The organism is Leifsonia sp. Y878 (genome assembly GCF_057669685.1).
This window is the reverse complement of sequence record NZ_JBYHFS010000002.1, coordinates 157,917-170,904: the sequence shown is the minus strand read 5'-3', so window position 1 is coordinate 170,904 and position 12,988 is coordinate 157,917. Positions and strand designations below refer to the sequence as shown.

The window sequence follows — 12,988 nt, the reverse complement described above, 5'->3', positions numbered from 1 at the left end:
GTGTTGCTGGAGACAGTCTTGCACTAGCCACCGACATTCCAGCGGATGCGGCGCGCGGGTAATTTTCGCGCCGAAACCGCGCTCGACCTGCGCTAAACCCGAGGCGGCGCGGTGGACTCGCGAACGATCAACTCCGGTGCAACGGTCGGCGGATCAGGAGACTCCTCGTCCTGCAGGATCGCCAGCAGCGACGCCATGATGTCGCGCCCGAGTGCACTGAAATCCTGTCTCATGGTGCTCAGCGGCGGGGTGAAATGTTCGGCTTCCGGGATGTCGTCAAAGCCCATCACGCTGACGTCGCGCGGCACCAGGAAGCCCCGCTGGGTGAGGGCGTGCATGAATCCGAGGGCCATCTGGTCGTTGCCCGCCAGCACGGCAGTGAACCCGGCGCTGTCGGGAGCCGTGACAGAGTCCGCGAGGATCGCGCCGAACCGGTATCCGCTGGCCGGTGTCCAGTCGCCCCACATCGCCTCGCGTGCGATGAGGCCGCGCTCATTCAACTCGTCGCGCCAGCCGCGAACGCGCTCGGTGGCATCCATTGAATCTGCCGGCCCTGCCAGATGCAGGATGCTCGTGTGCCCGAGCTCTGCCAGGTACCCAACGGCCGTTCGCGCACCGTGATACTGGTCGATGCCCACGCTGTGGAATCCGCTGCGTCCACTCGACTCGACGACGACAAGCGGCACCCCGAGTTCCACTCCCCTGACGGCGTCAAGCGCTCCCCGGTGTGCGGCGATCAGCACGATGGCTTCGACATTCTGCCGCAGCAACAGCTCGACGGCCGAGCGCAGTGACTCTGGGTCAGACTCCAGCATGCTGGCCATGCTCACGGCATACCGCGCCTGCCTGGCAGCCTCGTTGAACCGAAGCACCGTGCTCGACGGCCCGTAGTCAGGACCGCCCGTCGTGATCAGTCCGATGGTGCGGGAGCGCCGGGTAACGAGGGCTCTGGCTGCAGGCGACGGCCGGTAGCGCAGCTGCGTGATGGCCTGTTCGACGCGGAGACGTGTGGCCGGGCGCACATTGGGCAGGTCGTTGAGCACGCGAGACACCGTCTGGTGAGACACCCCCGCCAGCCGCGCCACGTCGAAGATGTTCGCAACGCGTACCCGTTCGCCGTCCGTACTCACCTGACTCATTGGCTCCTGCCGTGGCGCATGACACTACACATTGATGGCCTATTCTCCCGTGTCCGGCGCCCGACTTCGTGCCATTTCACTACTGATGCCACGTCGCAACCAGCAATGTCGCAACCGGCAATATCGCACCCGACCACGTCGCATCCGCTATCGCCGCCTTTTCGTCAGCACTTTCTGCAGGATGATGAACACCAGCAGCAGCACGCCGATGAATATGCGGGTCCACCACGAGCTCAGCGTTCCTTCGAAGGTGATGATGGTCTGAATGGTGCCGAGCACGAGCACACCGAGCACAGAGCCGAGTACGAATCCGTAGCCGCCGGTGAGCAGGGTGCCGCCGATCACGACGGCCGCGATGGCATCCAACTCGGTGCCGACGGCGGTGAGGCTGTAGCCGGAGAGCGTATAGAAGGTGAAGAGCACCCCCGCAAGGCCAGAGCAGAAGCCACTGATCACGTAGACCAGCACCTTCGTGCGGGCGACGGGCAAGCCCATCAGCATGCCGGACTGCTCTCCCCCGCCGATCGCATAGACGGTGCGGCCGAGGCGCGTGTAGTGCAACACATAGAAGGCGACGGCCACGACGACGAGCGCGATGATGACGCTGGCGTTGATGCTCATCCTCGGCCCGACAGGAATCCGGGTCTGTGCGAGAGCGACGAAGAACGGGTTGTCGATGGTGATCGAGTTGTTGCTGATCACGTAGCAGAGGCCGCGGGCCAGGAACATGGCCGCCAGGGTGGCGATGAACGGTTGGATCTTGAACACATGCACCATCAGGCCAACCAGGAAGCCAAGAGTCGACGTGACGACGAGGATGAGCGGGATCACCACGCCGGCCTCCCACCCAGCTTGCAACAGGCTGGCCGCGATCATGGTCGAGAGCGCGACGACAGCGCCCACAGAGAGGTCGATGCCGCCGGTGAGGATGACGAAGGTCATCCCGACGGCGAGCACGATCAGGTACGCGTTGTCGACGAAGAGGTTGAGGATGACCGGCCCCGACAGGAAGCCGCGGTAGCGACTGCCACCGAGCGCGAAGATCAGGATGAGCAGCACCAGGGTGACGAGTACCGGACCGTACTTCGGACTGGTGAACAGGCCCCGCACCGCGCTGAGGAATCGGCTGACGGGGCTTGCGGTTGCCCGAGGCGGTCTCGGAGTCGGGCCCTGGGCCGGAGTGGGTGTCTGGGTCAGGGTGCTCATGAGGTGGCCGTCTCCTTCCGGGAGGATGTCAGGGCATGGCGCCATCGCGCGAACGCTGCGTTGGTGGTCGGCGACTGCAGCAGGCAGACGATGGTGACCACCGCGGCCTTGAACACCATGGTCGCGATGGGCGGGATGCCGACGGTGTACACCGTGGTGACCAGCGTCTGGATGACAAGGGCTCCCACCAGTGTGCCGACCAGCGAGTAACGGCCACCGGCCAGGGACGTTCCGCCGATGACGACGGCGAGGATGGCGTCGAGCTCGATGAACAGGCCGGTGTTGTTGGCATCCGCTGCCGTCTGATTTGAGGTGAGGATGAGGCCGGCGATCGCCGCGCACAGGGCGCTGAAGGTATAGACGGTGAACACGAGGCCGCGCGAGCGCACACCGGCCTGGCGACTGGCCTCCGGGTTGATGCCGACCGATTCGATCAGCATCCCGAGCGCTGTACGCCGAGTGAGGAGGGCGGCGAGAGCGAAGATCACGGCGGCGATGACCGCGGCGATCGGCAGGCCGAGCACAAAGCCGGTGCCGAGCACCTTGAACGGCGGACTGTTCACCGTGAGGATCTGGCCCTCTGTGATGAGCATCGCAACACCGCGACCGGCCGTCATCAGGATGAGGGTCGCGATGATGGGTTGGATGCCGAGCACCGCCACCAGAAATCCGTTCCACATACCGAGCACAAGCGAGATCAGGATGGCGACGGTCACCGCGACGATGACCGTCGTGATGCTGCCTGGATTGTCGGACCCCAGGATGATCGAGCACGCCACCGCACCGGCAATGGCGCAGATGGCGCCGACGGAGAGGTCGATGCCACGGGTCGCGATGACGAGCGTCATGCCGACAGCGATGATCAGCGTCGGCGCCCCGTTGCGCACGATGTCGACGAGGCTGCCGAACAGGTGGCCGTCCTTGACCGTGATGTTGAAGAATCCGGGGAACGCAATGAGGTTGATGGCGAACAGCACCAGCAGCATCACGACGGGCCAGAACAGGCGGCTGGCGAATACTTTGCTCACGTTGTTGCTCCTGTCAGAGAGGAATTGTCAGACCCGTTGGTCGATGCTCGTGGTGCTTCGTCGGCGACGGAGCCGTCAGCGATGATGGCGAGCAGGCTGTCAACGCTCACATCGTCGTTGTTGATGTCGGCCACGAGGCGCCGGTCGCGCAGAATGCCGATGCGGTGGCTGAGGCGGAGCACCTCCTCGAGCTCGGCGGAGATGAAGATCACGGACATGCCGTTCTCTGCGAGGTTCACGACGAGCTTCTGGATCTCTGCCTTGGCACCGACGTCGATACCGCGGGTGGGTTCGTCGAGGATCAGCAGCCGGGGCGCGACAGCAAGCCACCTGGCCAGCAGCACCTTCTGCTGGTTGCCGCCGGAGAGATTCTTCACGAGGGCGTCGGGGTTGGCCGGGCGGATGTTCAACGCCTGGATGTAGCTGGCCGCGAGTTCATCCTGCCGCTTCTTCGGAATCGGGCGGAACCAGCCGCGGTCAGCCTGCAGGGCGAGAACGATGTTGTCGCGCACCGTGAGGTCCTCGACCACACCCTCTGCCTTCCGGTTCTCGGAGGAATATGCGACACCGCGGGCCAGAGCCGAACGGGGTGTGCGGAACTTGCTCTGTCGGCCGCCGACGGCGAGGCTGCCGGCATCCGGTCGATCAATGCCCGCGAGGATGCGGGCCAGCTCGGTGCGCCCCGATCCAAGCAGACCGGCAAGGCCGACGACCTCGCCCTCGTAAATACGGAGGTCGAACGGCTCGATGGCGCCTTTGCGCCCGAACCCGATCGCCTGCATGAATGGCACTTCGCCCTCGTCGTCGGCAACACTCTGGTCGTGCGTCTTCTTCTGCAGGTCGTCGAGGAGGGCGATTTCCTTGCCGATCATCTTCTGCACGAGGTCGATGCGCAGGATCTCGTCGGTGAGGTATTCGCCGACGAGCTTGCCGTTGCGAAACACCGTGAGCCGGTCGGAGATCTCGTAGACCTGGTCGAGAAAGTGCGACACGAAGAGGATGGCCACTCCTTCTTCTTTCAGCGAGCGGATGACGCGGAATAGCTCAGTGACCTCGTCGGCATCAAGGCTCGATGTCGGCTCGTCGAGCACGAGCACCTTGGCCTGCACGTCGAGGGCACGGGCGATGGCGACGAGCTGTTGCACCGCGAGCGAGTGCGAGCCGAGCAGTGACCCTGGGTCGATGTCGAGGTGGAGTCGCGTGAGCAGCTCAGCCGCGCGCTTGCGGGTGGCACGCCAGTCGATGCCGCCGAAGCGTCGGGGCTCGCGGCCGAGCATGATGTTCTCGGCAACGCTGAGATTCGTGAGGAGGTTGACCTCCTGGTAGACCGTGCTGATGCCGGCCTCTTGCGCCTGCGCCGGTCCGGCGAATGACACGGACGTCCCGTCGAGCAGGATGGTGCCACTGTCGACGGAGTACACGCCGGTCAGCGCCTTGATGAGCGTCGACTTGCCGGCGCCGTTCTCCCCCATCAACGAGTGCACCTCGCCGGGGAACATTCGGAAACTCACCTCGTCGAGCGCCTTCACGCCAGGGAACGAGATCGAGATGTTGGTCATGTCGACAACGGGTGTCTCTACGGTCATACCGGTTCTGCTTTCTTCAGTGAAAACGGATGCGGCCGAGTGAAGCGGATGCGGCGGGAACGGGTTCCGCGGGCCGGATGGTCGTGGTTCGACCACTCGGCCCGCGATCTCGCTTAGCGCCTAGTACTGGCGGTCTGGGAGCGCCTCGATGGCCTGCTCCTGGGTGAATGTCGTCTCTTCGGTGATGATGCGCTTCTCCGGGGTTTCGCCGGCAACGACCTGCTTGACGATATCGACCAGCTGCTTGCCGAGGAGCGGTGAGCACTCAACGATGAAGTTGATCTTGCCGTCGGCCAGGGCCTGCATGCCATCCTTCACGGCATCAACGGTGATGATCTTGATGTCCTGGCCAGGAACAAGTCCGGCCGCTTCAATCGCTTCGATCGCGCCGAGTCCCATGTCGTCGTTGTGTGCGTAGATCACGTCAACGTCGGGGTTCGACTTCAGGAGTGCTTCCGTCACCTGCTTGCCACCGGCACGCGTGAAGTCACCGGTCTGCGATGCCACAACCTCGAACTTCGGGTCTGCCGAAATCACGTCGGCGAACCCTTCTGCGCGGTCGATGGCCGGGGCGGCGCCCGTTGTGCCCTCGAGCTGGATGATCTTCACCGGGTCGGTCTGGTCCTTGTACTCAGCGACCAGCCAGTCGCCGGCCTTCTTGCCCTCTGCGATGAAGTCGGATCCGAGGAAGCTCACATACAGCGAGTCATCCTTTGAGTCGACAGCGCGGTCGGTGAGGACCACCGGGATCTCGGCATCCTGTGCTTCCTTGAGCACGGCATCCCAACCAGTTTCGACGACGGGCGAGAACGCGATGACGTCAACGCCCTGGGTGATGTAGGAGCGGATCGCCTTGATCTGGTTCTCCTGCTTCTGCTGGGCATCCGAGAACTTGAGTTCCATGCCGGACTCGGCGAATGCGTCCTGGATGTCCTTGGTGTTGGCGGTGCGCCATCCGCTTTCTGCGCCGACCTGGGCGAACCCGACCACGATTTCGCTCGGGTCTTTGGCTTCACCTGTCGAGCCGGCGTCCGTGCCTGAGCAGCCCGCGAGGGCGATGATCATGGCACTGGCGGCAACCGCAGTGATGAGTCTCTTCATCTGACTAAACCTCCTTGTTCAGCGTTCCCGGCGAAGACTGATGCTGCGATGACCTGGGGCCGGGCGGGCAGTTCATTCTGACCGTGATGGCATGCTAGCGCCGAATTGTGAGCGCTCACAATGGGGAGATCACATTTTGCGCCACATTCGTTATCTGTTCGTTGCATAGCGGATGCCGGCGCATTGTGAGCGCTCATAAAACGGCAGCGGATGCCGCGCGCGGCCTGCCTGCGCCGTCGACCTCCCGAGCCGGGCTCGTCGGGGCGGGCGGGCGGGGCGCGCGCAAGTCTGGGCGCGCGAAATCCCGGCAGGCGCGCGATAAACCGAGCGCCCAGCGGAAAACCGCGCGCCAGGATGTCTGCACCCAGCGCCTCATCGCGCGCGCGGCACCCCATGCGCAACGAGGAAGGCGTGAAAGCGACGCGGGGAGATCACCGTGTCCCAATCCCACCTGTCAAAGCTGTCGCAACCTGGGTCATGGCGCAGCGCATCCTCTCGTGCCTTTTCGGCCAAAAGAACCTCAGCAGGGTCGCGGTCACCAAGCACCGCACCGCGCGTGTACTTGTGCGTGCCGTCGAACTCGCCAATCTTACGAATGCGCCGCCAGTAGTAGTCGACCCAGTAGGTATGCCCGCCGACATTCGGGAAGCACACCTGCAGTTCGGGCACCTCGAACCCCAGCTCATACATGCGAACTCGACCAAGTGTCTCCCCGGGATTCGCCGACAAATCCGTTGCGAAGCCGATGGCCCGTTCTGCTTTCGCGCGGCGGGCGACGGAAAGGCCCGGCGCCAGCTCTGCATGCAGGTCAGCTTTCGTCAGGGTCACCGGTGCGCGGATGCCGCGCTTCTGCGCTGCATCCGCTCTTTCTCTCTCGCCACGGAGCGCGTGGTCAATCATGGTGACGGCGACAAGGAAACTTGCCGTTGTCGCCACATCAACGAGGGTTCGCGCCAGTGACGTGACGGCGATCGCGCCGATCTGCACGGTGTCAGGCGCAGACACTCTGCGGTGCCTGGTGATGAATCGCGCATTGCTCCCGCCCGATGCCGTCGAGTCGATCACATGAACCGTCTTCGGCCAGGCGCCGATTGTTGGCAGCCCATGCAACACTGCCGCGGATTCGTGCGACACGACGACGGGTCGCTGTGCAAGGTGGTGCGTCGCGCCCACGAACAGTCGGTAGCGCTCGTCGGCTTTCGCTGATGCCCAGCGCTCTCCATCGACGTAGACCCCCTGCCTGACCCGCACCAGTTCTCCCCGCTCAACAAGCGACTCCACCGTGTGCGTCGAGACGCCCAATCGCTTCAATGAGGCGGCGGGAATCAGTTCCGCGTTTTTGGCGGCTGCAGTCTCAAGAAAATCACGCATGCCTCACGGTGCACTCGCTGCACCATGCCGAGCGCTTGCAGCGCACGATCTGTGGACAGATCGCATCGGCATCCGCTGTGCAGGACTCTGCGTCACCTCGGCGCGAAGGCTGGGCGCGCGAAAACGCGGTGGGCGCGCGATAAAGCGCGCGCCCACCGGGAAACCGCGCGCCAGGATTGCACGAGCCACGCCGGGCACAGGCACGGGCTAACCCGCGCGTCGTCCGCATGGCTGCTCCACTGACAGCGCATGACCGCCACAGACACACAGAAGCCCCGCGGCCCAAAGGCGGCGGGGCTTCTGACGCGAACGATTCCCCCGAATCGCCCGCGGTCTGTGGCTGGGCTTAGCGACCGCCTGCGCGACGCTTGTTGTAGACGTCGAACGCGACGGCCAGCAGCAGCACGAGGCCCTTGACGGCCTGCTGCCACTCGATGCCGATGCCCATGATCGACATACCGTTGTTCAGCACACCGATGATCAGACCACCGATGATGGCGCCGCCGATGGTGCCGACACCACCCGTTACTGCAGCGCCACCGATGAAGGCCGCCGAGATGGCCTCGAGTTCGAAGCCGTCACCGGCCTTCGGGCCAGCCAGGTTCAGGCGAGCGGTGAAGATGAGGCCGGCCAATGCGGCCAGCACACCCATGTTGACGAACAGCCAGAAGGTGACGTTGCGGGTCTTGATGCCAGAGAGCTCAGCGGCGTGCAGGTTGCCACCGATGGCGTAGATGTGACGACCGAAGACGCTGCGGTTCATGATGATGCCGTAAACGAGAACCAGCACGGCGAGCACGATCAGCGTGACGGGGATGCCCTTGTACGAGGCAAGTGCCCAGCCGAACAGACCGATGGCCACGGCGATCAGAACGAGCTTGGCGACGAACCACACGAGGGGTTCGACGTCCTGGCCGTACTTGGCACGTCCGGCACGGGTTCGTGCCTGCTGAACGACAAGCGCGATGATCGCGATCACGGCAATACCGAGGGTCAGCGGGTCGAGCTCGAACTCACCGAAGACGTTGTTCAGGAAGCCGTTGCCGAGTGCACGGTACTGCTCGGGGAACGAACCGATGTTGGCGTTTCCGAGTACCGCGAGCGCAAGGCCACGGAAGATCAGCATGCCGGCCAGCGTCACGATGAACGCCGGGATGCCGACATACGCGATCCAGAAGCCCTGCCAGACACCCACGAGGGCACCGACGAGCAGCGACAGGATGATTGACAGCCACCATGGCAGTCCCCAGCTCACCGCGAACACACCAGACACGGCACCGACGAAGGCGGCAACCGATCCAACCGAGAGGTCGATGTGGCCGGCGATGATCACCATGACCATACCGATCGCCAGTACGAGGATGTACCCGTTCTGCACGATCAGGTTGGAGATGTTCTGCGGACGCAGCAGGATGCCGTCGGTCAGGAACGTGAACAGTACGACGACGACGATGAGGGCAATGAAGATGCCGTTCTTGCCGAGGTCGCTGACCACGTGGCTGAACCACGATCCGACTTTTGAGGCACTCGGGTTGACGAGGGCACCCGCGGCCGTCTCAACAGCCGGCTTGTTCTCGAGATCACTCATTGGTGTTTTCTCCTTATGTCTCACTAGCCGCGGGCTAGCGAGCCTTTTCCATGGTCATGTGCTTGATGAGGGTTTCCGGCGTCGCCGTCTCGATCGGGAACTCGCCCGTGATCGCGCCCTCTGAGATTGTGTAGACGCGGTCGCTGATCCCGAGCAGCTCAGGCAGCTCAGACGAGATGACGATGATGCCCTTGCCCTGCGCCGCGAGCTGGTTGATGATCGCGTAGATTTCGTACTTCGCGCCCACGTCGATGCCGCGCGTTGGCTCATCCAGGATGAGGACATCCGGGTCTGAGTAGATCCACTTCGACAGCACAACCTTCTGCTGGTTGCCGCCGGAGAGCTTGCCGGTCTTGGCGAGTACAGACGGAGCCTTGATGTTCATGCTCTTGCGGTACTCGTTGGCAACCTTGAATTCTTCGTTGCTGTCGACCAGGCCGCCGCGGCTGAGTTTGCCGAGCGACGCCATCGAGATGTTGCGCTGGATGTCTTCGATCAGGTTGAGCCCGTACTGCTTGCGGTCTTCCGTGGCGTACGCCAGTCCGTTGTCGATGGCCTCAGCTACGGAACGGGTCTTGATCTCGACGCCGTTCTTGTAGACGCGCCCTGAGATCCGGGTGCCGTACGAGCGACCGAAGAGGCTCATGGCGAACTCGGTGCGACCTGCACCCATGAGGCCGGCGATGCCGACGATCTCACCCTTGCGCACGTTCAGGCTGACGTTGTCGACCACGACGCGCGTGACATCCTGCGGGTGGTGGGCCGTCCATTCCTCAACGCGCAGGATCTCGTCGCCGATGTTCGGCGTGTGATCCGGGTAGCGGTGCTCGAGGTCGCGCCCGACCATGTCCTTGATGATGCGGTCTTCGGTGACGTCCTGCTTGGCGATCGTCTCGATCGTCTTGCCGTCACGGATGACGGTGACGGAGTCGGCGACCTTCTTGATCTCGTTCAGCTTGTGGCTGATGATGATCGACGTGATCCCCTGCTCCTTGAGGTGCTGGATCAGGTCGAGCAGGTGATCTGAGTCTTCGTCGTTGAGCGCGGCGGTCGGCTCGTCGAGGATGAGGAGCTTCACTCGCTTCGACAGTGCCTTGGCGATCTCGACCAGCTGCTGCTTTCCGACGCCGATGTCGAGGATGCGCGTGGTGGGGTTCTCGCGAAGGCCGACGCGCGCGAGCAGTTTCGCGGCTTCGTGGTTTGTCTTGTTCCAGTCGATGAGGCCGAAGGCACCACGCTGTTCGTTGTTCAGGAAGATGTTCTCTGCAATAGAGAGGTACGGGCTGAGGGCCAGCTCCTGGTGGATGATGACGATGCCCTTGGCCTCGCTGTCCGTGATGTCACGGAATTCGACGACCTCATCTTCGAAGACGATGTCGCCGGTGTATGTGCCGAACGGGTAGACCCCGCTCAGTACTTTCATGAGCGTGGACTTGCCTGCGCCGTTCTCGCCACAGATGGCGTGAACCTGGCCGCGGCCGACGTTGAGCGTGACATCCTGCAACGCCTTGACGCCGGGGAACGTCTTGGTAATGCCGCGCATCTCGAGAATGTTGGTGGTCACTTGCGTGCCTCTCTCAGTAGTGCAGTAGAGCTGGGGAGTGAGATGACTCACCGGTGGGGCACTCGCGTGCCCCACCGGATTGTCGCATTCGGGTGTTAGCCGTCGATCTCGGCCTGGGTCCAGTAGCCGCTGTCAACCAGCTGCTCCGTGATGTTGTCCTTGACCACGATGGCCGAGTCCAGCAGGTAGGAGTCAACAACCTTGTTGCCGTTGTCGTAGTCGGTCGTGTTGTTGACCTCGACCTCTTCGCCGTTCAGCAGCGCGAGGGTCATGTTGACTGCGACCTCTGCGAGCTTGCGGGTGTCCTTGAAGATGGTGGCGAACTGCTCGCCTGAGACGATTGCCTTGACGGAGTCGAGCTCAGCGTCCTGGCCGGAGATGATCGGCCATTCTGCGCCCACCGAGTATCCGGCGTCGGTCAGAGCGGAGATGATGCCTCGTGAGATGCCGTCGTACGGGGACAGAACGCCGTTGACCTTCGAGCCGTCGGAGTACGTCGACGTCAGGATGTTCTCCATGCGCTTCTGGGCGGTTTCGCCGTCCCAGCGGAGCGTGGCAACCGTGTTGAAGTCGGTCTGGTTGCTCTTGACGACGATCGTCTTGTCGTCGATCAGCGGCTGGAGGACATCCATTGCGCCGTTGTAGAAGAACGTGGCGTTGTTGTCGTCGGGCGAGCCGGCGAACAGCTCGACGTTGAACGGGCCAGCAGGAGCATCGGCGGTTGCGGTGCCGTCGAGCTCGGTCAGGCCGAGTCCGTTGAGCATCGACCATGCCTGCTGCTGTCCGACCTTGAAGTTGTCGAACGTTGCGTAGTAGTCAACGTTGTCCGTGTCGCGGATCAGGCGGTCGTAGGCAATGACGGGGATGTCGTTGTCTGCGGCTTCCTGCAGCACGCTGGTGAGCGTGGTGCCATCGATCGAGGCGATGATCAGGGCTTCTGCGCCCTTGGTGATCATGTTCTCGATCTGTGAGACCTGGGTCGGGATGTCGTCTTCTGCGTACTGCAGGTCAACCTTGAATCCCTGTGCCTCGAGCTGGTCCTTGACGGCGTTGCCGTCCTGGATCCAACGCTCTGAAGACTTCGTGGGCATTGCAACGCCAACGAGTCCGCCGTCGCCGGCGCCGTCGGCTGCATCGCCGGAGCCTCCGGAGCAAGCAGCCAGTGACATGATCATGGCACCAGCGGCCAGAGTTGCGAGAAGTGCTTTCTTCTTCACTGTGGTTCCCTTTCGAGTTTTTCTATCAACATTGATTTGTGCGAGTGGGTGGACAGATGTGATTACAGGCCCGGTGCCAAGGCATGGCGGGCCGGGTTCCAACGCACCTGATGCGTGATGTCACGCACGGTGGTGGCTTTATCGTTCACGAGAGCGCTCCCTGCGGAGCTTGTCCGTAGACGTTCTGGTAACGATCAAAAAGTGAGTCAATGGCGCTCTGCGGCAGCGGAACGAGCTCGCCGCCCTGCCGGGCGATGTGCACCGTGCGGGCGACGTCTTCGACCATGACGGCGGCCTTTACCGCGTCTTTGGCGTCCTTGCCGATGGTGAACGGGCCGTGGTTGGCCATCAACACCGCACGCGAGCGGTGCCCGGTCAGCGTCTCAACGATGCCGCGGCCAATGGAGTCATCGCCGATGATCGCGAACGGGCCGACCGGGATCTCCCCGCCGAACTCATCGGCCATCGCCGTGATCACACACGGGATCGCCTCAGCCCGCGCCGCCCACGCCGTGGCGTAGGTGGAGTGCGTGTGCACCACCCCGCCGACCTCCGGCATGTTGCGGTACACATAGGCGTGCGCGGCCGTGTCGCTCGACGGCGACCGGTCAGCCCCTGGCGTACCGGCAATAACAGCACCGTCGAGGTCGCAGAGAATCATGTTCTCCGGGGCCAGGTCGTCGTAGCTCACGCCAGACGGCTTGATCACGAACAAGTCAGCGCCCGGCACCCGGCCGGAGACATTGCCGCCGGTCCAGACGACCAGGCCGTTGCGGGTCAGCTCGGCGTGCAGGCGGGCGATGTCGGCGCGCACTCTGGCGATGGCGACTTCGATCTGGGGGCCGTAGGTGCTCATGCGCGTGCCTCGGCTCCGGCAACAACGCCGACGCCATCAGTCGATCGGAGATACAGCGCACCGTCGTTGCGCCCAGCGAACTGGGACGAGCGGGCGGACGTACTCACGAAACGACTCCTTTGTCTGACGCGTGGTGGTTACCTGGTGCGACATTGCGGGTGAACTTGCTGTGGTGCTAGGCGATGCTGTGGTGCGGTCGATGCTGGTTCACCAGAATGTGACCGTTCACATTGGCCGCCTGCCCATGTTAGTCGCATGGGGCATTTGCCTGTCAAGTTGGAAATGTCTCGGTTGTGTAACTGCCGCCTGACTGACGGCGGCGAAAGGCCAGA

General features: G+C 63.3%; 10 protein-coding genes. All 10 read right to left on the bottom strand.

What is annotated here, in order from left to right; genetic code table 11:
- Window positions 1-92 precede the first annotated feature (92 nt).
- The 10 genes from AC25Y4_RS07085 to AC25Y4_RS07040 all read right to left on the bottom strand — a co-directional run bounded on the left by AC25Y4_RS07085 (window position 93) and on the right by AC25Y4_RS07040 (window position 12,656).
- Window positions 93-1,130, bottom strand: coding sequence for a LacI family DNA-binding transcriptional regulator (locus AC25Y4_RS07085; RefSeq protein WP_488119692.1), 1,038 nt, complete (start codon window positions 1,128-1,130; stop codon window positions 93-95).
- 156 nt (window positions 1,131-1,286) lie between these two features.
- Entirely contained in the window at window positions 1,287-2,345 is a 1,059-nt protein-coding gene (gene yjfF / locus AC25Y4_RS07080; RefSeq protein WP_488119691.1) for a galactofuranose ABC transporter, permease protein YjfF, read from the bottom strand.
- On the bottom strand, window positions 2,342-3,373 hold the full coding sequence (locus AC25Y4_RS07075; protein WP_488119690.1) for an ABC transporter permease: 1,032 nt from the start codon (window positions 3,371-3,373) through the stop codon (window positions 2,342-2,344). Before AC25Y4_RS07075 ends, yjfF begins: the two co-directional genes overlap by 4 nt.
- Window positions 3,370-4,959 carry a sugar ABC transporter ATP-binding protein gene (locus AC25Y4_RS07070; RefSeq protein ID WP_488119689.1) on the bottom strand — a complete coding sequence of 530 codons (1,590 nt, stop codon included), beginning with the start codon at window positions 4,957-4,959 and terminating at the stop codon, window positions 3,370-3,372. The genes AC25Y4_RS07075 and AC25Y4_RS07070 overlap by 4 nt, the downstream gene beginning before the upstream one ends.
- A 120-nt stretch (window positions 4,960-5,079) precedes the next feature.
- Window positions 5,080-6,060 carry an ABC transporter substrate-binding protein gene (locus tag AC25Y4_RS07065; protein ID WP_488119688.1) on the bottom strand — a complete coding sequence of 327 codons (981 nt, stop codon included), beginning with the start codon at window positions 6,058-6,060 and terminating at the stop codon, window positions 5,080-5,082.
- A gap of 372 nt (window positions 6,061-6,432) precedes the next feature.
- Window positions 6,433-7,431, bottom strand: a complete 999-nt coding sequence (locus AC25Y4_RS07060) for a type IV toxin-antitoxin system AbiEi family antitoxin domain-containing protein (RefSeq protein WP_488119687.1) — start codon at window positions 7,429-7,431, stop codon at window positions 6,433-6,435.
- A 346-nt stretch (window positions 7,432-7,777) separates the two neighbouring features.
- On the bottom strand, window positions 7,778-9,019 hold the full coding sequence (gene mmsB, locus AC25Y4_RS07055; RefSeq protein ID WP_488119686.1) for a multiple monosaccharide ABC transporter permease: 1,242 nt from the start codon (window positions 9,017-9,019) through the stop codon (window positions 7,778-7,780).
- A 34-nt stretch (window positions 9,020-9,053) separates the two neighbouring features.
- Complete coding sequence (gene mmsA, locus AC25Y4_RS07050; protein ID WP_488119685.1) at window positions 9,054-10,583, bottom strand: multiple monosaccharide ABC transporter ATP-binding protein; 1,530 nt, start codon at window positions 10,581-10,583, stop codon at window positions 9,054-9,056.
- 95 nt (window positions 10,584-10,678) lie between these two features.
- Window positions 10,679-11,758 (bottom strand): multiple monosaccharide ABC transporter substrate-binding protein, encoded by a 1,080-nt coding sequence (chvE, locus tag AC25Y4_RS07045; protein ID WP_488120441.1) that lies wholly within the window; start codon window positions 11,756-11,758, stop codon window positions 10,679-10,681.
- A 187-nt stretch (window positions 11,759-11,945) separates the two neighbouring features.
- On the bottom strand, window positions 11,946-12,656 hold the full coding sequence (locus tag AC25Y4_RS07040) for an L-ribulose-5-phosphate 4-epimerase (protein WP_488119684.1): 711 nt from the start codon (window positions 12,654-12,656) through the stop codon (window positions 11,946-11,948).
- Window positions 12,657-12,988 lie beyond the last annotated feature (332 nt).

Excerpts from the sequence above, each read along its gene's own strand:
- mmsB (WP_488119686.1), bottom strand. The coding sequence starts at position 9,019 with ATGAGTGATCTCGAGAACAAGCCGGCTGTTGAGACGGCCGCGGGTGCC.
- chvE (WP_488120441.1), bottom strand. The coding sequence starts at position 11,758 with ATGATCATGTCACTGGCTGCTTGCTCCGGAGGCTCCGGCGATGCAGCC.
- yjfF (WP_488119691.1), bottom strand. The coding sequence starts at position 2,345 with ATGAGCACCCTGACCCAGACACCCACTCCGGCCCAGGGCCCGACTCCG.
- AC25Y4_RS07070 (WP_488119689.1), bottom strand. The coding sequence starts at position 4,959 with ATGACCGTAGAGACACCCGTTGTCGACATGACCAACATCTCGATCTCG.
- AC25Y4_RS07040 (WP_488119684.1), bottom strand. The coding sequence starts at position 12,656 with ATGAGCACCTACGGCCCCCAGATCGAAGTCGCCATCGCCAGAGTGCGC.
- AC25Y4_RS07060 (WP_488119687.1), bottom strand. The coding sequence starts at position 7,431 with ATGCGTGATTTTCTTGAGACTGCAGCCGCCAAAAACGCGGAACTGATT.
- AC25Y4_RS07065 (WP_488119688.1), bottom strand. The coding sequence starts at position 6,060 with ATGAAGAGACTCATCACTGCGGTTGCCGCCAGTGCCATGATCATCGCC.